The organism is Pseudomonas sp. TE9122, assembly GCF_056278925.1.
In genome coordinates this window covers 2760162-2780538 of record NZ_JBWBQI010000001.1, presented here as the reverse complement: position 1 = coordinate 2780538, position 20377 = coordinate 2760162, and the positions used below count along the sequence as shown (strand labels likewise).

The 20377-nt window shown below is 59.4% G+C and carries 23 protein-coding genes, 1 tRNA gene and 1 pseudogene; 6 read left to right on the top strand and 19 right to left on the bottom strand.

Annotated features, from left to right (window positions below):
* From ACZ9BE_RS12545 to ACZ9BE_RS12505, 9 genes are all read right to left on the bottom strand, one after another.
* Complete coding sequence (locus ACZ9BE_RS12545) at nucleotides 1–222, bottom strand: type II toxin-antitoxin system RelE/ParE family toxin (RefSeq protein WP_236708189.1); 222 nt, start codon at nucleotides 220–222, stop codon at nucleotides 1–3.
* A 37-nt stretch (nucleotides 223–259) separates the two neighbouring features.
* Nucleotides 260–454 carry a type II toxin-antitoxin system RelB family antitoxin gene (gene relB, locus ACZ9BE_RS12540; protein WP_056789559.1) on the bottom strand — a complete coding sequence of 65 codons (195 nt, stop codon included), beginning with the start codon at nucleotides 452–454 and terminating at the stop codon, nucleotides 260–262.
* Nucleotides 455–684: 230 nt separating this feature from the next.
* Nucleotides 685–903 (bottom strand): hypothetical protein, encoded by a 219-nt coding sequence (locus ACZ9BE_RS12535; protein WP_016774958.1) that lies wholly within the window; start codon nucleotides 901–903, stop codon nucleotides 685–687.
* A 108-nt stretch (nucleotides 904–1011) separates the two neighbouring features.
* On the bottom strand, nucleotides 1012–2691 hold the full coding sequence (locus ACZ9BE_RS12530) for an MFS transporter (RefSeq protein ID WP_130901568.1): 1680 nt from the start codon (nucleotides 2689–2691) through the stop codon (nucleotides 1012–1014).
* A gap of 178 nt (nucleotides 2692–2869) precedes the next feature.
* Nucleotides 2870–3637: a phosphonate ABC transporter, permease protein PhnE gene (gene phnE / locus ACZ9BE_RS12525; RefSeq protein WP_476249498.1), complete on the bottom strand. Its 768-nt coding sequence runs from the start codon at nucleotides 3635–3637 to the stop codon at nucleotides 2870–2872.
* The gene (locus ACZ9BE_RS12520; protein ID WP_150635119.1) at nucleotides 3634–4461 is read right to left on the bottom strand and encodes a PhnE/PtxC family ABC transporter permease; all 828 of its coding nucleotides are present in this window, start codon (nucleotides 4459–4461) and stop codon (nucleotides 3634–3636) included. Before ACZ9BE_RS12520 ends, phnE begins: the two co-directional genes overlap by 4 nt.
* A complete protein-coding gene (locus tag ACZ9BE_RS12515) occupies nucleotides 4455–5252 on the bottom strand; it encodes a phosphonate ABC transporter ATP-binding protein (RefSeq protein WP_252878308.1) in 798 nt (265 codons plus the stop codon). Before ACZ9BE_RS12515 ends, ACZ9BE_RS12520 begins: the two co-directional genes overlap by 7 nt.
* Complete coding sequence (locus tag ACZ9BE_RS12510) at nucleotides 5249–6112, bottom strand: putative selenate ABC transporter substrate-binding protein (protein WP_123442322.1); 864 nt, start codon at nucleotides 6110–6112, stop codon at nucleotides 5249–5251. Before ACZ9BE_RS12510 ends, ACZ9BE_RS12515 begins: the two co-directional genes overlap by 4 nt.
* 157 nt (nucleotides 6113–6269) lie before the next feature.
* On the bottom strand, nucleotides 6270–6668 hold the full coding sequence (locus ACZ9BE_RS12505; protein WP_041480136.1) for a RidA family protein: 399 nt from the start codon (nucleotides 6666–6668) through the stop codon (nucleotides 6270–6272).
* Between the two features lie 113 nt (nucleotides 6669–6781).
* Here ACZ9BE_RS12505 and ACZ9BE_RS12500 point away from each other — a divergent pair, with 113 nt between their 5' ends.
* From ACZ9BE_RS12500 to ACZ9BE_RS12490, 3 genes are all read left to right on the top strand, one after another.
* Nucleotides 6782–7675 (top strand): LysR family transcriptional regulator, encoded by an 894-nt coding sequence (locus ACZ9BE_RS12500; RefSeq protein WP_476249497.1) that lies wholly within the window; start codon nucleotides 6782–6784, stop codon nucleotides 7673–7675.
* Between the two features lie 118 nt (nucleotides 7676–7793).
* Nucleotides 7794–8954, top strand: a complete 1161-nt coding sequence (locus ACZ9BE_RS12495) for a radical SAM protein (protein WP_056789581.1) — start codon at nucleotides 7794–7796, stop codon at nucleotides 8952–8954.
* A 115-nt stretch (nucleotides 8955–9069) separates the two neighbouring features.
* Nucleotides 9070–10080, top strand: coding sequence for a GlxA family transcriptional regulator (locus tag ACZ9BE_RS12490; protein WP_191636952.1), 1011 nt, complete (start codon nucleotides 9070–9072; stop codon nucleotides 10078–10080).
* A gap of 219 nt (nucleotides 10081–10299) precedes the next feature.
* Here ACZ9BE_RS12490 and ACZ9BE_RS12485 read toward each other — a convergent pair whose 3' ends face one another.
* Nucleotides 10300–11334: an alpha/beta fold hydrolase gene (locus ACZ9BE_RS12485; RefSeq protein ID WP_095180156.1), complete on the bottom strand. Its 1035-nt coding sequence runs from the start codon at nucleotides 11332–11334 to the stop codon at nucleotides 10300–10302.
* 306 nt (nucleotides 11335–11640) lie between these two features.
* On the opposite strand from ACZ9BE_RS12485, the gene ACZ9BE_RS12480 reads away from it, so the two are divergent.
* Nucleotides 11641–11715 (top strand) — tRNA-Gln (locus tag ACZ9BE_RS12480).
* Between the two features lie 113 nt (nucleotides 11716–11828).
* Here ACZ9BE_RS12480 and ACZ9BE_RS12475 read toward each other — a convergent pair.
* Complete coding sequence (locus tag ACZ9BE_RS12475; RefSeq protein WP_056789588.1) at nucleotides 11829–13817, bottom strand: peptidase U32 family protein; 1989 nt, start codon at nucleotides 13815–13817, stop codon at nucleotides 11829–11831.
* 224 nt (nucleotides 13818–14041) lie between these two features.
* Here ACZ9BE_RS12475 and ACZ9BE_RS12470 point away from each other — a divergent pair, with 224 nt between their 5' ends.
* Nucleotides 14042–14518, top strand: coding sequence for a hypothetical protein (locus tag ACZ9BE_RS12470; protein WP_460095265.1), 477 nt, complete (start codon nucleotides 14042–14044; stop codon nucleotides 14516–14518).
* Between the two features lie 164 nt (nucleotides 14519–14682).
* Here ACZ9BE_RS12470 and ACZ9BE_RS12465 read toward each other — a convergent pair whose 3' ends face one another.
* Entirely contained in the window at nucleotides 14683–15063 is a 381-nt protein-coding gene (locus ACZ9BE_RS12465) for a RidA family protein (RefSeq protein ID WP_024013136.1), read from the bottom strand.
* 215 nt (nucleotides 15064–15278) lie between these two features.
* On the opposite strand from ACZ9BE_RS12465, the gene ACZ9BE_RS12460 reads away from it, so the two are divergent.
* Entirely contained in the window at nucleotides 15279–15692 is a 414-nt protein-coding gene (locus ACZ9BE_RS12460) for a cupin domain-containing protein (RefSeq protein ID WP_150635125.1), read from the top strand.
* Between the two features lie 12 nt (nucleotides 15693–15704).
* Here the strand turns inward: ACZ9BE_RS12460 and ACZ9BE_RS12455 are convergent, their stop codons facing one another.
* The 7 genes and pseudogenes from ACZ9BE_RS12455 to modC form a co-directional block, all read right to left on the bottom strand.
* Nucleotides 15705–15956 carry a hypothetical protein gene (locus tag ACZ9BE_RS12455; RefSeq protein WP_150635126.1) on the bottom strand — a complete coding sequence of 84 codons (252 nt, stop codon included), beginning with the start codon at nucleotides 15954–15956 and terminating at the stop codon, nucleotides 15705–15707.
* Entirely contained in the window at nucleotides 15953–16210 is a 258-nt protein-coding gene (locus ACZ9BE_RS12450) for a DUF6555 family protein (RefSeq protein WP_041480147.1), read from the bottom strand. The genes ACZ9BE_RS12455 and ACZ9BE_RS12450 overlap by 4 nt, the downstream gene beginning before the upstream one ends.
* A 232-nt stretch (nucleotides 16211–16442) precedes the next feature.
* Entirely contained in the window at nucleotides 16443–16994 is a 552-nt protein-coding gene (locus tag ACZ9BE_RS12445; RefSeq protein ID WP_041480149.1) for an ATP-dependent Clp protease proteolytic subunit, read from the bottom strand.
* Nucleotides 16995–17370: 376 nt separating this feature from the next.
* Nucleotides 17371–17487: pseudogene (locus ACZ9BE_RS12440) on the bottom strand (con-10 family general stress protein); the annotation flags it as partial.
* 309 nt (nucleotides 17488–17796) lie between these two features.
* Entirely contained in the window at nucleotides 17797–18027 is a 231-nt protein-coding gene (locus ACZ9BE_RS12435) for a hypothetical protein (RefSeq protein ID WP_076562638.1), read from the bottom strand.
* 161 nt (nucleotides 18028–18188) lie between these two features.
* A complete protein-coding gene (locus tag ACZ9BE_RS12430; RefSeq protein WP_150740954.1) occupies nucleotides 18189–19226 on the bottom strand; it encodes a DNA topoisomerase IB in 1038 nt (345 codons plus the stop codon).
* Nucleotides 19227–19297: 71 nt separating this feature from the next.
* Nucleotides 19298–20377 carry a molybdenum ABC transporter ATP-binding protein gene (gene modC / locus ACZ9BE_RS12425; RefSeq protein ID WP_476249496.1) on the bottom strand — a complete coding sequence of 360 codons (1080 nt, stop codon included), beginning with the start codon at nucleotides 20375–20377 and terminating at the stop codon, nucleotides 19298–19300.

Sequence of the window (20377 nt, the reverse complement as noted above, 5' to 3'; positions counted from 1 at the left end):
TTATGGATATTTTTTACGGGCGTGCAACACGGTCAGAATTTTGATGTGGTCTGTCACCTGATAGACCAGTAAATAATTCGAGTTGATGACCATTTCGCGAGTGCCCGGTATTCGGCCGGAGCGGAAACCATGCGGTATCCAGGAAAGCCTTCGCGCTGCGGCGCTGAGCTTTTGGTGCAGTGCAACTGAAGCGACAGTGTTGCGTTGTTCTACGTATTCGATGATGTCAGCCAGGTCTCCAAGAGCCGGTTTACTCCAGCTAACCGGCAGCGCGTCGATTCTTGCGTCTCTCTTCCAGCATCTGACCTAGCAGCACCATTGCCTCATCGTGGGGGATAGGCGGACGTGGATCATCAAGTGCGGCTTGTACCTTGGCGCGATACCAAAGATCGTAATCCGCAGCCTCTTCTTCGGTTTCGAAGTCTGAAACGATAAGTGAAAGTTCAGCGCTCATCATGACCTCCATGATCAATGTGAAGCAGTCTAAGGGGATGTGGGCTCGTTGTCGTCACTGGCGGGACGAGGGAGACATCATCCGCAAACAGACGATGCAAATCTGTCAGACGCTTCGCTTGTGATGCACGTGAAGTCGATCAGCTGTGTAGTTCAATTCTGTAGGAAATCAGCTTTTGGTCATCGGGCTGACAGCCGCCGCTCAAAGCTGCGGCCACAGCCACGCTGCACTCAGTTACCGTCTGCAACCTTACGCTCGATCTCATCGACTTTGCGCTGTAGCTCTTCAGCTTCCTGCTCTTTGACCCGAGTGGAAGACGGCGTGATGACTTTGTCTACGCCCTCGGTGTTGTTGTCGCGGTCCTGCAGATCGCGCTCGACCACGTTCACCGGTTTGCCGCTGGCATCGGTGGGTGGGGCGTTGGGAGTTTTGTCGTCGTTGGGGTTCATGGCGCTGGCCTCCTGTGGGTGTACACATTGGAGACAGCGCGGCGGCAGACGTTCGAAATTTTTCAGCTGCGAGGCCCTCTCCGGCAGGAGAGGGCGCTGCGGCTTTTTTCAGTCCTTGAGAATGTCGCGATCCTTGGTTTCCGGCAGGAAGAACGTGCCGAGTATTGCCGTCGCCACTGCAATGACGATCGGGTACCAGAGCCCGTAGTAGATGTCACCGGTGGCGGCGACCATGGCGAACGCCACGGTCGGCAGGAAGCCGCCGAACCAGCCGTTGCCGATGTGGTAGGGCAGCGACATCGAGGTGTAGCGGATGCGCGTCGGGAACAGCTCGACCAGCCACGCGGCGATCGGGCCATAAACCATGGTCACGTAGATCACCAGCACGGTCAGCAGGAGCAGCATCATCGGGTAATTGATTTTCGCCGGGTCGGCTTTTTCCGGGTAACCGGCGTCTTTCAACGCCGCGCCGAGGCTGGCGGTGAAGGCGTCGTTGCGGGCCTTGAAGTCGGCGGCGGTGAGGGCGCTGCCTTCGAAGCTCTCGACAACGCGGTCACCGATGCGCACCTGCGCGACCGTGTTCGGTTCGGCGGCGACGTTCTCATAAGGGATCGCGCGTTTCGCCAGCAACGTTTTCGCCAGGTCACAGGAGCTGGTGAATCTGGCCTTGCCCACCGGATCGAACTGGAACGAACACTGATCAGGATTGGCGATCACCTTGACCGGATTTTTTTCCTGAGCGACGAACACGTCCGGGTTGCCGTACTGGGTCAGCGCAGTAAAGATCGGAAAGTAGGTCAAAGCAGCCAGAATGCACCCGGCCATGATGATCGGTTTGCGCCCGATGCGATCGGACAGGCTGCCGAAAATCACGAAGAACGGTGTGCCGATCAGTAGCGATCCGGCGATCAGCAGGTTGGCGGTCTGCGCGTCGATCTTCAATGTTTGCAACAGGAAGAACAGCGCATAGAACTGCCCGGTGTACCAGACCACTGCTTGCCCGGCCGTGCCGCCCAGCAGCGACATGATTACCACTTTGAGGTTGTCCCAGCGTGCAAAGGATTCAGTCAGCGGCGCTTTCGAGGCCTTGCCTTCATCCTTCATTTTCTGGAATACCGGCGACTCGCTCAGTTGCAGGCGGATGTACACCGACACGGCCAGCAGAATGATCGACAGCAGAAACGGAATCCGCCAGCCCCAAGCCTCGAACGCCTCGTTACCCAGCGCCGTGCGACAGGCGAGAATCACCAGCAGCGACATGAACAGACCGAGGGTGGCGGTGGTTTGAATCCACGAAGTGAAAAAGCCACGGCGATTGCGTGGTGCGTGCTCCGCTACGTAGGTCGCCGCGCCGCCGTATTCACCACCCAGCGCCAGGCCTTGCAGCAAGCGCAGGGTGATCAGAATCACCGGGGCAGCGACGCCGATGGTGGCGTAGCCGGGCAGCAAACCGACGATTGCTGTGGACACGCCCATGATCACGATGGTGATCAGAAACGTGTGTTTGCGCCCGATCATGTCACCCAGGCGCCCGAAGACGATGGCGCCGAACGGCCGCACCGCAAACCCGGCGGCAAACGCCAGCAGGGCAAAGATGAACGCGGTGGTTTCGTTGACGCCGGCGAAGAAGTGCTTGGCGATGATCGCCGCCAGTGAGCCGTAGAGGTAAAAGTCGTACCACTCGAAAACCGTGCCCAGCGAGGAAGCGAAGATGACCTTGCGCTCCTCCTTGGTGATGCCGCCGCTGCGGGGCGGTGTGCCGGTGGATGCTGTGTCGATTGTGGCCATGGGGGTTCTCCGTCGTGCTTATTGTTGTAGGCCGGAGTCCCCCGTTACTGCCTGTCGCACTCTGGCCCGTTGGCATCTGCCGCCGTTGCTCTAGCGTGAAGCTTGCACAGTCTGACCGCCTCGCAGGGCTGCAAGGTTTCCTGAAGCATAATCAGCTTTTGGCGAATATCCACTTGGCCTACGCGTTGACCCAACGCTGCCGGCTCCAGGCGCTCAACCAATCGACCAGAAACACCAGCAACAGCATCGCCAGAATCACCGTACTGGCCTGGGCTTCCTGGAACAGACTCAAGCTGACATACAGCATCTGCCCCAGGCCGCCGGCGCCGACGAAACCCAGCACGCTGGCCATGCGGATGTTGTTTTCCCAGCGATACAGGCAGTAGGCGAGCAGTTGCGGGGCGAGGTTCGGCAGGGTGCCGTAGCAGAACGCGAGGATCGGATCGCCGCCCTGCAAACGGATCGCCTCGGCCGGTTGTGGCGGAGTGTTTTCCAATGCTTCGGCAAATAGCCGACCGAGCACCCCAGTGGTGTGCAGGGCAAGGGCGAGGGTGCCGGCGTTCGGTCCGAGACCGGCGGCAAGCACCATCAGCGCCGCCCAGACCAGCTCTGGAATCGCCCGCAAGCCGTTGAGCAGCAGGCGCGCCGCACTTTGCAGCGGCCAGCCGAAACGCCCGGCAGCGGGCAGCGCGAGAACGATGCCGAACAGCGCCGCAAGCAGGGTGCCCAACGCGGACATGGCCAGGGTTTCCAGTGAACCGTGGGCAATGGCTTTCAGGTAACCGGCGCTCAAGTCGGGACTTAGAAAACGCTGCACATAACTGCCCATCTGCTTGAGGCTGTTGGCGCTGCCGAGTTCGGCGAGATCCAGTTCCAGATAGGCAAAAGAGGCGACCACCGCGACCGCAATGGCGGCGAGCAGCAGCAGGTTGATCAGGCGCCTCATGCCAGCCTCCAGCGCAGCAAGCGGCTGAGTTGATCGGCGCACAGCACCAGCAGCAGGAACGTCAGCAACATGCTGGCGACTTCACCGCCGGCGAACATGCGGATCGACAGGTCGATCTGTTGCCCCAGCCCACCGGCACCGACAAAGCCCATCACCACTGAGGCACGGATCGCGCACTCCCAGCGATACACCGTGTACGAGAGCAGTTCGGCGGCGACATTCGGCAGCGTGCCGTAGGCAAACGCCGCCAGTCGACCGCTGCCGGCCTGCAACAATGCGTGCGCCGGGCGTTGGTCGGTGGATTCGAAAATTTCTGCGTAGACCTTGCCGAGCATGCCGCTGTAGGTGATGGCGATGGCCAACACGCCAGCCGCCGGGCCGAGGCCGACCGCGCGCACGAACAACAGCGCCCAGACGATCTCCGGCACGCTGCGCAAAAAGATCAGCAAGCCGCGTACCGGCCAGCGCAGCAAGCGCCCGGGCAGGCTCGGCACGCCGCCCCGTGACGCCGCCGAGAGCGACAACGCGCGACTGGCGATCAGGCTTGCCGGCACTGCCAGCAGCAACGCCAGGGCCATTCCCGCTGTGGCAATCGCCAGGGTTTGCAGGGTGGCTTTGAGCAGCAGTTGCAGGAACGCCTGATCGTGCGCCGGCGGCCAGAATGCCGAAACAAAACGGCCCATTTCGTTCTGACTATCGGCCTGAAACAGCACGCCCAAGTCCAGTTCGCTGAGCTGAATGCCCGGCCACAGCAAAGCCAGCGCCAGCAGCGTCAGCAACAATCGCGGCCACGCCGCCGGGTCCCGTGAATCGGCTTTCAGCATCGCGGAATCTGCACAATCAAAGGCGCGACCGCCGGCGCAGGCGATTGCAGTTGTTCATTGGCGTACAGCGCATCGAGCTTGTCGCGGCTGACTTCAGCAGAAGGGCAATCGAAAAGAATCTGCCCGTCGCGCAAACCGATGATCCGTGGAAAGTGCGCCAGCGCCAGGTCCACCGCGTGCAGGCTCGCCACCAGCGTGACGTTGTGCTCACGGGCGTGGCGCGACAGGATCGACAGCGTGTGGCCGGCAAGCACCGGGTCCATCGCTGACACTGGCTCGTCGGCGAGCAATATTTCCGGCGCCTGATACAGCACTCGCGCAATGCCGACGCGCTGCAATTGCCCGCCGGACAACTGCTGGCAATGGGCGAACAGTTTGTCGCCCAGATCCAGCCGCGCCAACGCCGCGCGAGCGCCCGCCACATCCAGTGGATGCAGCAGGTTCAGCAGACTTTTGCCCAGACTCCACTGACCGAGCTTGCCGGCCAGCACCGCCGTAATGACCCGCTGACGCGGCGGAATCGGCGGCGCCTGATGCACCAGGCCGATGCGCGCACGCAGGCGCTGCCGCTGGTGCGCCGACAAGTGCCAGGCGCGTTCGCCGAGCACTTCGATGTCGCCACTGCTGGGCTTGAGCGCGGTGGCCAGCAGATTGAGCAGGCTCGACTTGCCCGCGCCGGACGGGCCGATGATCGCGACCTGTTCGCCGGCACCAATCTGCACGTCGATGTTGCGAAGGGCATCGACGCCATTGGCATGGCGCAGGCTGCCCTGGGTGAGGCGTAGGGTCATTTCAGCAGTTCGGCGGCGCGGGCGGCTTCCTCGATGCCCTTGTAGTTCTCGGGCTTGGTCTCGATGAAGCGACTGGCGGCCTGCAGATCGAGGATCTTCTTCTGCTCAGGATTGGCCGGGTCGAGGTCGAGGAAGGCTTGCTTGATCTTCGCGGCCAGCTTCGGATCAAGGGTGCCGCGCACGGTCCAGTTGTAATCGAAGTAGGTCGGGGTGGTGGCGAAGACTTTGACCTTGTTGGTGTCGACCTTGCCGGCGTCGACCAGTTTCTGCCAGACGCTGGCGTTCAACACACCAGCGTCGACCTTGCCGGCCTGCACCCAGGCAACGGTGGCGTCATGCGCGCCGGAGTAGGCGACGCGGCTGAAGAAGCCCTCAGGCTTGATGCCGTCGTTCTTCAGCATGAAGTAACGCGGCATCAGACTGCCCGAGGTGGACGACACCGAACCGAAGGCGAAGGTCTTGCCCTTCAGGTCGGCGAGGCTTTTCACGTTCGGGTCGGCGGTGATGAATTTGCTGGTGAACTGCGCATCCTGTTCGCGCTGCACCAGCGGGATCACTGGTGTAGTGGCGTCGGTCTTCAAACGAGCCTGCACAAAAGTGAAACCGCCGAGCCAGGCCATGTCGAGGCGATCGGTGGCCAGCGCTTCAACCACCGCCGGGTAGTCGGCGACAGGCACAAACTGCACCTTCATGCCCAACTGCTGCTCAAGATAGGCACCCAGTGGTTCGAACTTGCGCAGCAGCTCGGTCGGGGCTTCGTCGGGAATCGCGCTGACGCGCAGGACATCAGCGGCTTGCGTCATCAGGGCAGAAAAGGACAGCGCCAGACCGGCGGTGAGGGCGAGGGTACGCTTGAACATAGAATTCTCCGTTTCGTAAGCGTCAACATTCGAAGGGCAGCCGCTACCGGGCGGCGCGCCACGTCAGGGTAGACGAAACGGCGAGGTTATACGCATTCGCGAGGAGATTGGCCAGCCTCCGTGCCGGCGCGGTGTGTCTGTTTGTGTACGGTTGTGGTCAAGCCGCCTCGGGCAGTTTGGCAATCACCTTGATCTCGAAATCGAAACCCGCCAGCCAGGTCACGCCGACAGCGGTGATGGTCGGAAACGGCGCTTCGCCCCAAAACTCCGGCACCACAGTCCAGATCGTTTCGAACGTCGAGTGCGGATCGACCATGAACACGGTGACATCCACCGCATCATCGAAGCTGCAACCGGCCGCAGCGAGGATCGCGTTGAGGTTGTGGAAGGCGGTGCGCACCTGATCGCGCAGATCGGCCTCGGGCGAGCCATCCTCACGGCTGCCGACTTGTCCGGAGACAAACAGGAAACCGTTGGAGCGAATCGCCGGCGAGTAACGGTGACGTTCATACAGGGCGTGGCGGGCAGGTGGAAAAACTACATCGCGCTTGGACATGGGGCTGACTCCATCAGTGGTTGATGGGGTGACTTTAGGTGTTTGCAGCTGCTGGATAAACGCGCAAGCTTGGCGTTCACTGTTTGCAAATTCCAAACAATCGAGGGGCGCGGATGGACCGGTTCGATGCGATGCAGGCCTTTGCCCGGGTGGTCGAGGCGGGCAGTTTCACCAAAGCTGCCGAAACCCTGCACATGAGCAAGACCACGGTGACGCAACTGGTGCAGCAGCTGGAGGCGCGGCTGCGGGTCAAGCTGCTCAATCGCACTACGCGCAAGGTCAAAGTCACCGCCGATGGTGCGGCGTATTACGAGCGGGTGATCAAGTTGCTGGCCGACATGGACGACGCCGAAACCAGCCTGCCCGGTGCCGCCGCACGGCCACGGGGGCGCTTGCGCATCGACGTGCCGAGCCCGTTCGCGCGGCACATTCTGGTGCCGGCGTTGCCGGAGTTTCATGCGCGCTACCCGGACATCCAGATCGACATGGGCGTCAGCGACCGCATCGTCGACATCATCGATGAGAACGTCGATTGCGTGGTGCGCGGCGGCGAATTGCTCGATCAATCGCTGATGGCGCGCAAGCTCGCCGATCTACCATTGGGGGTATTTGCCGCGCCGGCTTATCTGGCTCGCGAAGGTACGCCCGACCATCCACGCGAACTGGAAGACTCCCATCATCGGGTGGTCGCGTTTCTTTGGGCTCGCACTGGTAAACCTCTTCCGTACACGTTGCACAACGGCACCGAGCGCTTGCAGATCAAGGGCCGGCATGTGCTTGCGGTAGATGACGGCAATGCCTATCTAGCGGCGGGACTGGCGGGCATGGGGGTGTTGTGGTTGCCGACGTATATGGCCGATGCGCATGTCGCGCGCGGCGAGCTCGTGCCGTTGTTTGCGGGCTGGCGCCTGGAAAGCATGCCGCTTTACGTCGCGTATCCGCCGAACCGGCATGTCAACTTGAAATTGCGGGTATTTATCGACTGGATTGTGGCGTTAATGGCGTAGGGCTCTGGTGCGCTTATTGCTTTACGTGAAGGCAGGTCGTCAGAAAAACAACCAACCCGGCGACCCGAACGTGCTCGTGATGAGAGGCGCACGTTCGACCCAAGGAGCTATGCGCGTAATGAATATGTACATCGATATCGTCGGCGCCTGCAATCTGAGCTGCCCGTCATGCCCGATGGGTAATTCGGAAAATGCCAATTTCAAGAAAGCCATGCAGCTCGATATGTTCACGCAGATTGTCGATAAGGCACGTCGTGAAGGGGTCAAGGCGATCTTCTTGTACAACTGGACCGAGCCGTTGATTCACCCGCGCATTGGTGAGTTCGTCGAAATCATCAACGCAGCTGGCTTGCAAAGCGGCATCAGCTCCAACCTTAACCTGGCCAAGAACATTGAAAGCGCGATGCTCGCCAATCCCTGGTTCTTCCGTGTCTCCCTGTCCGGGTTCCACCAGGATACCTACCGCCAAGGGCATGTCGGCGGCGACATCGAAGTGGTCAAGCAGAACATGATCAAGCTGCATGACCTCAAGCAGCGTCACGGCCTGAATACGCTTATCGAGGTCTATTACCATCGCTATCTGGATAACCTCGAAGAAGAGGGGCTGATGCGCCAGTTCAGCGAGCGCCTGGGTTTCAATTTCTCCACCGGCTACTCGGTGATGATGCCGCTGGAAAAAACCTTCGCTATCGTCGAAGACGATGCCTCGGTCACCGACACGGACCGGGAAACCCTCAAGCGCCTGGCGTTGCCACCGTATGCAGACCTGGTCAATCTGGTCAAGCAATACCCCAAACAGGCGTGCACCCTGAAAGATGATTGGCTGGTACTCGATTGCAATGGCAATACCGTGCTGTGCTGCACGATTTTCAATCAGGCGGAATACAGCGTCGGCAAGTATCTGGACATGCCGGTACAGGAATTGATGAGTCGCAAATCCACGCAAAAGAACTGCGTGGACTTGTGCAACCGCTGCGCGAAGAACGGTCTGCACATCTACTCCGCATCGCCCAACAAGGGGCCGCTGGAAAGTCATGCGGTCAATCGCATCATCGACTTTCAACGACGCACGATTCTCGAACAGCCGATCGATAGCGAACGTCTGGGCCGTACAGGTGAAGTCAGCGCCGAGCACTTCGATGAGGAGCAATATTTGCGCCTCAATGCCGACGTAAAGACTGCAATCGCCACAGGCGCCTTCTCCAGTGGCTATCAACACTACGTCCTGTTTGGGCGCCTCGAAGGTCGGCTCGGGGCGGGGTTGAATACGATCGTTTGAGATACCCGGGGCGACGGCCATGGGTTGTTTGAAGGTGTGGCCTGATGACGTGATTGACTCTTTACCGGTTCCGGCCAACTATCGGCGCACAACAATGTGACCGATGGATTGAAACTTGACCGAACGACGCCAATTCAGCGGAGGCATGAAGGGGAAAAACCTCCGCTATCTGAATGAGCAAAGCGATAACGCGCAGTTGACGCGCACCGGTTTTCTGCTGCTCGAACACTTTTCGCTACCGGCCTTTACGCAGACGCTGGACGCCGTGGTGACTACCAATCTGTTGCGCCCGGGGCTGTTTACCTCGCGCACCTTCGGGCTGGGTGAGGGCGAGGTCATCAGCGACCTGGGGCTGGTGATCCGCCCCGATGCGCGTCTGGACTCAGCAGCGCTCGAGGAATTGGATCTGCTGGTGGTCTGCGGCGGTTATCGCACTGAACTGCGAGCGAGCGATGGGTTTGTGCACTTGCTCAAACTGGCGGCGGAGCGGGGCGTCAGTCTGGCCGGGTTGTGGAATGGTTCGTGGTTTCTCGGGCGTGCCGGGTTGCTCGACGGCTACCGTTGCGCGATTCACCCGGAACATCGCCCCGCGTTGACGGAAATTGCCAAGGCTACGCACGTCAGCAGCGAGCCTTATGTGATCGACCGCGACCGTCTCACCGCGTCGAGCCCATCGGGGGCTTTCCACATGGCGCTGGACTGGATCAAAAGCCTGCACGGCAAGGCGCTGGTCGAGGGTGTCGAGGACATTCTGGCGTTTGAGGAATCGCGCTACCGGCGGATCAAACCGGATGAAAACATCTGCGTCAGCGCGCCGTTGCGGGAAGTGATCAAGCTGATGGACGCCAACCTCGAAGAACCGTTGGAGCTGGAACAATTGGCGGTCTACGCCGGCCGCTCACGGCGCCAGCTCGAGCGCTTGTTCAAGGAACAACTGGGCACCACGCCGCAGCGCTATTACCTGGAACTGCGCATCACCGAAGCACGGCGCCTGCTGCAACATACCGAGCTGTCGCAGGTGGAAGTGCTGGTGGCGTGTGGTTTCGTTTCACCGAGCCATTTCAGCAAGTGCTACAGCTCGTATTTTGGTTATCGGCCTTCGAAGGAAAAACGGCTGGTTAAATAGATCGACCGGTGCAATCCCCAAAAACCCTCACCCCAGCCCTCTCCCAGAGGGAGAGGGAGCCGACCGAGGTATCTTGCGCTGTACATCGACCTGAAAGATGGACGTCGACTTTGGATTCAATACAGCGCTTTCAGGTCGGCGTAAATCTCGAATATCCCCCAATCAGTTCCCTCTCCCTCCGGGAGAGGGCTAGGGTGAGGGGTATTGAGGGCGGGTCTGTCAGAGACGATCAGCATCGATTACAGCTTGCGCAAACGCCGCCGGGCTTTCCTGGGGCAAATTGTGCCCAACCCCACCCTCAATCAACCGGAACTGATATTTCCCGGTAAAACGCTTGGCATAGTCCTCAGGCTTGGGATGTGGCGCACCATTGGCGTCGCCTTCCAGGGTAATCGTCGGCACGCTGATCGAAGGCGCAGTAGCCAATTTTTCTTCCAGCGCGGCATATTTCGCCTCGCCCTGCACCAGGCCCAGCCGCCAGCGGTAGTTGAACACGGTGATTTCGACGTGATCGGGGTTCTGCAACGCTTGGGCGCTGCGGTCGAAAGTGGCGTCGTCGAACTTCCACTGCGGCGAAGCCAGCTGCCAGATCAGTTTGGCGAAGTCGTGGGTGTTTTTTTCATAGCCGGCACGGCCGCGTTCGGTGGCGAAGTAGAACTGGTACCACCATTGCAATTCGGCTTTCGGCGGCAGCGGGTTTTGCCCGGCGGCCTGATTGCCGATCAGGTAGCCGCTGACCGCCACCAGCGCCTTCACGCGCTCTGGCCACAAGGCCGCGACGATGTCCGCCGAACGCGCGCCCCAGTCGTAGCCGCCCAGCACTGCTTGCTTGATCTTCAGCGCATCCATGAAGTCGATCACGTCGCTGGCCAGCGCCGCCGGTTGGCCGTTGCGCAGGGTGTTTTTGGACAGGAACTGCGTGTCGCCATAACCCCGCGCATACGGCATCAGCACGCGGTAACCCTTGGCCGCGAGCAGTGGTGCGACTTCGTCGTAGCTGTGAATGTCGTAGGGCCAGCCATGCAGCAGAATCACCACTGGGCCATCAGCGGGGCCGGTTTCGGCGTAGGCCACGTCGAGCAAGCCAGCCTTGATGTGCTTCAGCGGGCCGAAAGGCGAGGGCGCGGAATAGCTGACGGCGGCGGGTTCTGTGGTTTGCGCCTGAGCGCTGCCGACGGCGCCGAACAGTGACAGCGCCAGGACTGACAAGCCGAGCGCGGCGGTGATTTTAGAGGTGTGCAGAGCCTGTTTCATGCTGACGTCTCCTTTGCGAGCCTGTGGCCAAGGGGCTGGATGAACCCTTGAAACCCTGGGTGCATTGAAGCGTGGCGAGGTATCTGCTCTGTGTCGCCAGAGAGCGTTTTTGCATTGGGTTGTGTAGCAGCGGGGCGCGTACACAGTGTGATACATGGCGATGAAACGGTGAGTTTTCGCGCGAAAATAATAAGTGGCTGTTTTAAAACAAAAAAAAATTTATTCCGGGCTTCCCAAATGAAATGAATGTTGTTAAATTGCGCCCCGTTCTCACAGCGATCCTAACGGAGCCGCTGACAGAGCTACAGGGGCGTCGCCAAGCGGTAAGGCAGCAGGTTTTGATCCTGCCATGCGTTGGTTCGAATCCAGCCGCCCCTGCCATCTACGAAAAAACGCCAACTTCGCAAGAAGTTGGCGTTTTTTTATGCCTGCGATTTACTGCGCTTGAGCCAAGCAGGCGTGCGCGATGCCGAAGCACCGCGCACGCCGGTCACTCAGTGCGGTGCGCGCGGGATGGTTTTCATCAGGTCTTCAGGGCTGATGTGGCCGACCACGCTGCCCGGCTGCGGCAGGTTGAGGATGTGGCCTTTCATCTTGCCGATGATGTGCATCTCGCACGGCTTGCAATCGAACTTCAACGTCAGCACTTCATCGCCGTGGATCAACTGCATCGGCGCGACCTTGGTGCGCACGCCGGTCACGCCTTTGGCCTGCTTCGGGCACAGGTTGAAGGAGAAACGCAGGCAGTGCTTGGTGATCATCACCGGCACCTCGCCTGGCTCTTCGTGAGCTTCGTACGCCGCGTCGATCAGCTTGACGCCGTGACGGTGGTAGAAGTCGCGCGCCTTCTGGTTGTAGACGTTGGCGAGGAAGGTCAGGTGCGAATCCGGGTACACCGGCGGCGGCGTGGTCTCGGCCTTGCGGCTGCCACGCGGATGCGCGGCGACACGTGCCGCAGTCAGCGCTTCGATCACTTCGCGACGCAGCGACTTGAGCTGCGAGTTGGGAATGAAGAACGCTTGCGGCGCATCCAGCTTGATGTCGGTGGCGTGATACTGCGTGGTGCCGAGCTGGCCGAGCAGGTCGCGCAATTGCTCCAGCGCTTGTTCAGGCTTGTTGGCGACACCAAACGGCCCGTTGAGGGTGACGCTGGCGCTGATGCCTTCTTCGCTGGTCGCGGTCACTTCCAGCTGTTCTTCGCGCAGGCGGGCGAACCAGCTCAGGGCTACGCGACGTTCCGAAGAAGTTTTCTGCAACGCCTGCTGCCAGTTGTGATCAAGGTTGCGATTGAGCGGGTGGCTTGGACGCAGCTTGAACAGGCCCTCGGGCATTTCGTTCGGCTCGACGCGGTAGCGGTAGCGCTTCTCGCCGTCTTCTTCGAACTCGCCTTTGGCCTCGGCGATGTTGGCGCGGAAACCGACCACTTCGCGCTTGACCAGCACGTTCAGGCCGTCGCCGTTGGACAGCGGCTCGTGAGTGACAACCTGCATGTCACGCTTGCCGACTTTTTCCACCGTGCCGACCGGCAGCCCGGTGAAGGTTGGTGAATCGAAGGCGCCGATGTCGATCTTGCGATCGGTGACGAAGTAATCGGTGCTGCCACGGTGGAAGGTCTTTTCCGGGTCGGGCAGGAAGAAATGCACGGTCCGGCCGCTGGAGGCGCGGGCCAGGTCAGGGCGGTCTTCGAGCACGTCGTCCAGACGCTGGCGGTAATAGGCAGTGATGTTCTTCACATAGCCCATGTCCTTGTAGCGACCTTCGATCTTGAACGAACGCACGCCTGCTTCGACCAGCGCGCGGATGTTGGCGCTCTGGTTGTTGTCTTTCATCGACAGCAGGTGTTTTTCGTAAGCGATCACGCCACCCTTTTCGTCTTTCAAGGTGTACGGCAAGCGGCAAGCCTGGGAGCAGTCGCCTCGGTTGGCACTGCGGCCGGTTTGCGCGTGGGAAATATTGCACTGGCCGGAGAAGGCCACGCACAGCGCGCCGTGGATGAAGAACTCGATGGCCGCGTCGGTTTCATCGGCGATGGCGCGGATTTCTTGCAGGTTCAGCTCACGGGCCAACACCAACTGCGAGAAACCGGCCTGATCGAGGAACTTCGCTCGCTCGAGGGTGCGGATGTCGGTCTGGGTCGAGGCGTGCAGCTCGATCGGCGGAATGTCCAGCTCCATTACGCCCAGATCCTGAACGATCAGCGCATCGACGCCGGCGTCGTACAACTGATGGATCAGCTTGCGCGCCGGCTCCAGCTCGTTGTCGTGCAGGATGGTGTTGATGGTGGTGAAGATGCGTGCGTGGTAACGGCGGGCGAACTCGACCAGTTCGGCGATTTCGCTGACTTCGTTGCAGGCGTTGTGGCGTGCGCCGAAGCTCGGGCCGCCGATGTACACGGCGTCAGCGCCATGCAGGATGGCCTCGCGGGCAATGGCGACATCGCGGGCAGGGCTGAGCAATTCCAGGTGATGCTTGGGCAAGGACATAGTTTTTTTAGTCAGGCGGTCACGGGCAAGGGGCGCATTGTACCTGTGAAACACCTGGGCGGCATCAGCGTGCCGATATCAGGTACGAAGGACCTAGCACAATACGAGGCAATGCATAACTGTAAAGACTGTCAGTTGTCCGCCCGCGTCCAAAGCGTGAACATCAGGTGGGAGCGGGAAAGTCGCTCTGGCCTATATCACGCAAGACATTGGAGATTAATATCATGAAAGGTAATAACGCCTTCGCGACGATTGGTATCTCGGATTTCGCGTCGTTTAAACCGCGTCCTCGCAAGACGGCCGAAGTGTATTACAAAGCGGTCGTGTCACCCGATCATCCGGGCATAGGCAAGCCAATATTCTCCGCTACTCGGCATCTTTATTTCGGCACAAAAGAGACGTTTAGCGTTATTGGTCAATATTTTACGGACGAGGTGGGTGAGATCATTTCATTTGTGATAGATCGCTCCCTTACGGACGGTACGCATGAAATTGGCGGGTTCGGAAGCCCTGTCGCGGGATTGATGACTATGTCGCATGAAATCTTATATGCGAAAACAGGAACAATAGAGTTTGCTCGCAAACACGAAGAAGGCATCGATTCGATTACGGCAACATTCAATTTTGAAATCGAGCACCGCGGGCAAACATACCGGGTATCAGAAGGTAAACTGTTTGTTGTAGCTAGCGGTCCACTTTAAGTTTTGTGGATAGACCGTTGACGCCAATTCGCTCAACGAGCGAGCCAGCGCATGCCAAACGGCCGCATCCTGGTGGCTGCTGTGTTTGGCGCGCGCCCTTGAGTATTTCACTGCGTACGCCGCAACCGGAATCGTGGCGGCAGCCTACGCAGTATTTCCGCAAATCAGCCCTTGGCCGCCATCGCCGTCACCTCCACACGCATCCCTTCAACCGCCAGCGAGGCGACGCCCACCGCTGCCCGCACTGGCCAAGGCTTGGCGAAATAGCGTTTGTACACTTCATTGAAAGCCCCGCGATCGCCCATGTCGGTGAGGTAAATGGTCAGGTGCAGCACCCGGTCCATCGAACTGCCAGCACGTTCCAAGGCGACTTTCAGCGCTTGCAGCGTGCACTCGCTTTGCTCGGTGATGCCGCCGAGTTCCAGGCTGCCATCGGCGCGGGTCGGGATTTGCGTCGAGACCATGATCCCGCCAAAGGTGGCGACGTCGGAAGAAATCGAATCGGTGTCCGGATCAGGCGTGAAGATGATGTCTTGATTAGCCATGGGCATCTCTTGTTTGGGTGAATGAAGATTGCGGCAGTTTACAGATTCTTTCCCACCATGGCCCGGACGGGGACCGCGACACGTTTGTATAAGCGTGTATCACCGCTCAGCCGATACACACGGCAACACCAAACTGCGCCTTCGAGACACATCCGCCCTACATGCCGAGCCCAAAGTAGCCCTCACACCAACACTACGTTCAAGAGGGCACCACCATGTACCGTCCACTGTTTCTGGCTTCTGCCGTTGTCTTCGCCTCCCTTGCCGGTTTCGCCCATGCGGCAGATGCGCCGGCGACGAGTTGGCAGAAAGGTCTGAGCCGTACTGATCTGGTTCGCCAGGATCTCGGCGCTGACAATCGCGAAGTGATTCAGGCGCGTATCGATTTTGATGCTGGCGTCACCTCGCCTCGGCATGCTCACCCCGGCGTTGAGGTTGCCTACGTGATCAGTGGCACGTTTGAATACCAGCTCGAAGGTCAGGCGCCGGTTACGCTCAAGGCCGGCGATTCCCTGTTTATTCCGGCGGGCGTGGCGCATGTGGCGAAAAACATTGGCAGCGAAAAGGGCGTGGAACTGGCCACTTACGTCGTGCCGAAAGGCGAGCCGCTGCTGATCCTCAAACCATGACCTGTCAGGCTGCTATTTCGAGCGCGGCTTGCTCATTGCGCGCTTGATGCGCATCCAGTCCTGATAGGCCGCCGTTCGCTTGGCGTCGGCCAAGGCTTTTGCTTCGCTGAAGCGAGCCCAGGCCTCAGGACTGTCGGCGTCATGCTCAATGATTCTGTAGGCCGCCTCTTCCAGCAGGTCGGCCTCGCGGAACATCGCGGCGTTTTCTGCCATCTCGTCATCCCAGGATCGGCCGAAACCGAATTTCAACGTGTGCTCATTCATTTTGCGTGATCCTCCTCCCACACCAGAGGCACCGACTCGCGCCATTGCACCTCGGTTACGCCGAAGCGTTCCGCCATTGGTTTGGAAAAACGTTTCAACGGAGGCCTACCGGGGCGGGGGATGGGCGCGATTCCTGCGTCGCAACTTGCCCACTGCCACGCTTCGGCGTTGTTCATGTTTTTTGTGCGAATGACGAATGACCTGGGCTTTCCATGTAACAGGTACTCGATCACGTACAAGTCCACTGCGCTCATACATTTCCTCCGGCTGTTAAAAAGAGGGATGTCTGGCGAAATAAATAATTCAGAGAAAATTCTTTTGGCTGGGATGACCGGCATAAGCCGCTTGTTTTGCGTTATACCGCCCGTTGGGGCGTGTACAAGTTGATGCGCCAATGCACTACATGATCTTGTAATGTCGCTGCTGAGAGTGGCGATCTCACTAGAATGAAACGCATCTAAAACGGCGCGTTATTCAGGAGGGGCTTCAGGAGTAAATGCATGAGCAGACAAAGTCTGCGTGAATCTCGGTGTCTTCAACCGCTGTGATCAGACCTGCATGCAAAGCTTCTTCAGGATTGATAATGCGCGGAGCCGCTGTCAGGTATTTTTCTGTCTCCAACGCATTTTTCCCGTTACTGGTACGCTCGGCGACAATCTGCGCGTACAGATGCAAGTCGTAATCCAGGCTCATGGCATATTCCGACATGCGCGAATGATCAACCGCTCCCTGCAAGTGCCAATGAAAAGGGTGAAACAGAAACTTGCTATGAGTGCACGCAGTGCGGCGCTGGCCGGCGAGGAAAACGATATTGCCCATCGACTCGACCGTTCCCAGGTTATGCGTGTGTACCGGGACGGGCAGCGCCATCAGAAAGTTGTACATCGTGAAACCGTAACTGCATTCGCCACCCATGGTAGCGATGTTCAGAATCAACCTGGGTGCATCTTCCTTTACCGCACGCGAGGCTCTATCAATCAGCTGACCACAGGTTGAAGCATTGATCGGGCCGGTAAAGTTAATCACGTGAACAGGCATGGCAATTTCCTCGACGGGCCGGGGCTCTGCAAACGGGCTCTTTGCGCAAGGACTGGTGCTCGTCAGTCAGGAGCTGCGTTCGTACGTTGGCGTCGTTTGCGTTTCTCGAGAGTTTTCAGAGTCAACGAGCAACTGCCTGCGCTCGTAACATTCATGTTGGGCACGATCGCTGTGCTGCGGGTGGCCAGGTTTTCTTTCAATGCACGGAGACACAGCGTTGTCCGGCAGTTTCTCCGGGGAGCTGCGCGTCGCTTCTGCTACAACTTCAGCGCCTTCGTGTTGGTGTAACTGGCTTGGAGGCGTATGTGTGGAGGTGTTCATCTTTGCGCTCCGTCGAATATTACAAGGGCAGCGAGGCTGCCCTTGTACCGCTCATTTACGACTTGCGACCTCCACTGTGGCTGGATTGTCCGCCTTTGCGACCAGCCTCGGATGCTTTTTCACGATCGTTGGCGAAGTTGCCGCCAGACTGTCCGCCTTTTTTTCCGGACTCTTGCATCTTGTCACGATCGTTGCCGGCGTTACCTGTATTTTTATTTCCGGTGGTCATGATAGCTCTCCGATATCTATTAACGTTTCGCTAGTGATGTCCGTTTTCGTCATGGACACCTACTTCGATTACATATCGGTTCACGGTGTTTTGATTTTTTTTAATTGATCCGATGAGCGGTGCCTGCACTTTCAACTTGTATCGGCCAGTAGTGCACATATAACTAAAAGGGCTACGCTCAATCGCATTGGATAATAAAGAAAAACACTTACACCGATGCCGAGCCGGTTGTTGAAGTTAATTGAACCTCGACTATCTGAATCGTGGCAACGGCCGATCAATTGGCTTGAGCGTCGAAAGCGTATCGCGAATCAGCGGCGTATCTTTCTCGATGTCGTGCAGTCGATCGCGAATGCGCAAAGCTGTCGGATGCCCGCCTTGATGATCAACCCAGTCGGCGATCTCTTTGCAGGCGGCTGCCAGGCGCGCCTGGCGGGCGTCGAGCAGGGTGAGGAGGGTGGTGATGGACTCTTTCTCGGACATGAAACACCTCCGTTCGCTGAAACGGCTGAGTTGCAACAAAAAGCCCGCATGGCGCGAACCTTCAGATCAACTATAGAAGCCCTGCGCGATCGTGCAAAAAATACCCGGCTCAGCTCATCGGCAAATCTTGTAGGAGTGAGCCTGCAGGGGGGTTGTGCGACTCAGGACGCCTCGCTCACCTCACACATCCGCTCGAGAAACATCGCCAAGGCTACTTCCTCAGCGCGCAGGCCTTTGCGCACTCTCGGGCGGGGCAGTTCGGCGAGCGCGCCGAGCATGAAATGTTCGAGCACCGCAGGGTGGATGTAGCATTTGCGGCACACCGCTGGCGTGTTGCCCAGCTGTTTGGCGACGTTCTTCACGGCTTCGACCACATGGCGCTTGGCCTCGGTTTCCGACTCATGCTGCAGCTCGCGCAGCACTGCCAAAGCCAATGCGCTGCCCGCCCAGGTGCGGTAGTCCTTGGCGGTGAATTCAGCGCCCGTGAGCTTTTGCAGATAGGCGTTGACGTCGGAGGAGGTGACAGTGTGCCGTTCGCCGTGTTCGTCAAGGTACTGAAACAGGTTTTGCCCGGGAATCTCCAGGCAGCGCTTGATGATTCGCGCCAGACGCCGATCCTTGACGGTGATCTGGTGCTCGATGCCGCTCTTGCCGCGGAACTGGAACAGGATCGCGCTGCCATTGACCTCGACGTGGCGGCTGCGCAGCGTGGTCAGGCCATAAGAGCGATTGTCTCGCGCATATTGGGTATTGCCGACGCGGATCAGCGTGGCGTCGAGCAAGGTGATGACCGTGGCCATGACCTTGTCGCGGCTGAAGCCCGGGGCGTCGAGCAGCGCCTCAAGCTGGCGCCGCAGTTTGGGCAAGGCCAGGCCGAACTCGCGCAGGCGCGAGTATTTGTCGGCGTCGCGCACTTCGCGCCAGCGTGCGTGATAACGGTATTGCTTGCGCCCGCGCGCATCGCGGCCGGTGGCTTGCAGATGACCGCACGGGTCGGCGCAGATCCACACATCGGTGTAAGCCGGCGGCACCGCGAGGGCATTGATGCGTTTGATTTCGTCCGGGTCGGTGATGCGCTGGCCCGACGGTTCGAAATAGACGAACTTGCCGCGCAGTTTTTTCCGGGTGATACCAGGCTGAGTGTCATCGACGTAATGCAGATCGGCGGGCAGGGCATCTGTCAGCACGGTATCGGGCATGGCGGTTTCCTTCGGTCATACGGCAGTCTGTAACTGATTGACCGCAGGCGCTGGCCGTCGTGCCGAATGATTTACGCGAGCACCGCCACCGCCTTGATCTGCGCCCACAGCCGCTGGCCCGGATGCACGCCCAATTGGTCACGCGAGAAGCGGGTGATCCGCGCCAGCAGCGGCGTGCCGCCGGCATCCAAGCGGATCAGCACGTGGGCGCTGTTGTCAGCGGCCTGTTCGCTGATGACCGTAACGGGCAGACGATTGAGAATGCTGCTGGCTGCATCGTTGTTCAGCGCCAGGCTGATGTCACGGGCGTGCACCTTGCAGCGCAGGGCCTGACCCACGGCCATCGGCGCATGGGTGACGCGAATGTTCATTTCGGTAGCTGGCAGTTGCAGGCTAAGCAATTGATAGGTGGCGTCGTAGGCGCTGACCTGACCTTCGATGATCACCCCGGCGTCATCGCCCAGCGCCAAAGGCAGATCCAGACGCGCCAGGGTCTCGCCGATCGGGCCGCTGGCGAGGGTTTTGCCATCGCTCAGCAACACCAGATGATCGGCCAGACGCGCGACTTCATCCTGGGCATGGCTGACGTACAGCAGCGGAATATCCAGTTCGTCATGCAGGCGTTGCAGGTATGGGAGGATTTCGCTCTTGCGCCGGCTGTCGAGAGCCGCCAGTGGTTCGTCCATCAGCAGCAGTTTCGGGCTGGTCAGCAGGGCGCGGGCGATGCCGACGCGCTGCCGCTCGCCGCCGGACAGATGCTGCGGATGGCGCTCGAGCAAATGGCCGATGCCGAGCAGTTCGGTCGCTTGGTTGATATCGACCCGGCGTTGCGACTTGGCGATGCGTTTGAGACCAAACTCCAGATTGGCCAGCACCGACAGATGCGGGAACAGGCTGGCTTCCTGAAACACGTAGCCGAGCGCACGTTTATGCGGCGGTACGAAGATGCCGTTGGCGCTGTCCTGCCAGATCTCGTCATTGATCTGCACAAAACCCTGCTCGGCGCGCTCCAGCCCGGCGATGCAGCGCAGGCAAGTGGTTTTGCCCGAGCCGGAATCGCCAAACAGCGAAGTGACGCCCCGGCCCGGCACTTGCAGATCAACATCCAGTTCGAACCCCGGATAAGTGCGTTTCAGGCGTACATCAATCAT

Coding starts and splice junctions, on each gene's coding strand:
- ACZ9BE_RS12470 (WP_460095265.1), top strand. CDS start 14,042: ATGAAAGGTAATAACGCCTTCGCGACGATTGGTATCTCGGATTTCGCG.
- ACZ9BE_RS12500 (WP_476249497.1), top strand. CDS start 6,782: ATGGACCGGTTCGATGCGATGCAGGCCTTTGCCCGGGTGGTCGAGGCG.
- ACZ9BE_RS12495 (WP_056789581.1), top strand. CDS start 7,794: ATGAATATGTACATCGATATCGTCGGCGCCTGCAATCTGAGCTGCCCG.
- phnE (WP_476249498.1), bottom strand. CDS start 3,637: ATGAGGCGCCTGATCAACCTGCTGCTGCTCGCCGCCATTGCGGTCGCG.
- modC (WP_476249496.1), bottom strand. CDS start 20,377: ATGATTGATGTACGCCTGAAACGCACTTATCCGGGGTTCGAACTGGAT.
- relB (WP_056789559.1), bottom strand. CDS start 454: ATGAGCGCTGAACTTTCACTTATCGTTTCAGACTTCGAAACCGAAGAA.
- ACZ9BE_RS12465 (WP_024013136.1), bottom strand. CDS start 15,063: ATGGCTAATCAAGACATCATCTTCACGCCTGATCCGGACACCGATTCG.
- ACZ9BE_RS12485 (WP_095180156.1), bottom strand. CDS start 11,334: ATGAAACAGGCTCTGCACACCTCTAAAATCACCGCCGCGCTCGGCTTG.
- ACZ9BE_RS12450 (WP_041480147.1), bottom strand. CDS start 16,210: ATGAGCGCAGTGGACTTGTACGTGATCGAGTACCTGTTACATGGAAAG.
- ACZ9BE_RS12430 (WP_150740954.1), bottom strand. CDS start 19,226: ATGCCCGATACCGTGCTGACAGATGCCCTGCCCGCCGATCTGCATTAC.
- ACZ9BE_RS12510 (WP_123442322.1), bottom strand. CDS start 6,112: ATGTTCAAGCGTACCCTCGCCCTCACCGCCGGTCTGGCGCTGTCCTTT.
- ACZ9BE_RS12515 (WP_252878308.1), bottom strand. CDS start 5,252: ATGACCCTACGCCTCACCCAGGGCAGCCTGCGCCATGCCAATGGCGTC.
- ACZ9BE_RS12505 (WP_041480136.1), bottom strand. CDS start 6,668: ATGTCCAAGCGCGATGTAGTTTTTCCACCTGCCCGCCACGCCCTGTAT.
- ACZ9BE_RS12535 (WP_016774958.1), bottom strand. CDS start 903: ATGAACCCCAACGACGACAAAACTCCCAACGCCCCACCCACCGATGCC.
- ACZ9BE_RS12460 (WP_150635125.1), top strand. CDS start 15,279: ATGTACCGTCCACTGTTTCTGGCTTCTGCCGTTGTCTTCGCCTCCCTT.
- ACZ9BE_RS12455 (WP_150635126.1), bottom strand. CDS start 15,956: ATGAATGAGCACACGTTGAAATTCGGTTTCGGCCGATCCTGGGATGAC.
- ACZ9BE_RS12445 (WP_041480149.1), bottom strand. CDS start 16,994: ATGCCTGTTCACGTGATTAACTTTACCGGCCCGATCAATGCTTCAACC.
- ACZ9BE_RS12530 (WP_130901568.1), bottom strand. CDS start 2,691: ATGGCCACAATCGACACAGCATCCACCGGCACACCGCCCCGCAGCGGC.
- ACZ9BE_RS12475 (WP_056789588.1), bottom strand. CDS start 13,817: ATGTCCTTGCCCAAGCATCACCTGGAATTGCTCAGCCCTGCCCGCGAT.
- ACZ9BE_RS12520 (WP_150635119.1), bottom strand. CDS start 4,461: ATGCTGAAAGCCGATTCACGGGACCCGGCGGCGTGGCCGCGATTGTTG.
- ACZ9BE_RS12435 (WP_076562638.1), bottom strand. CDS start 18,027: ATGTCCGAGAAAGAGTCCATCACCACCCTCCTCACCCTGCTCGACGCC.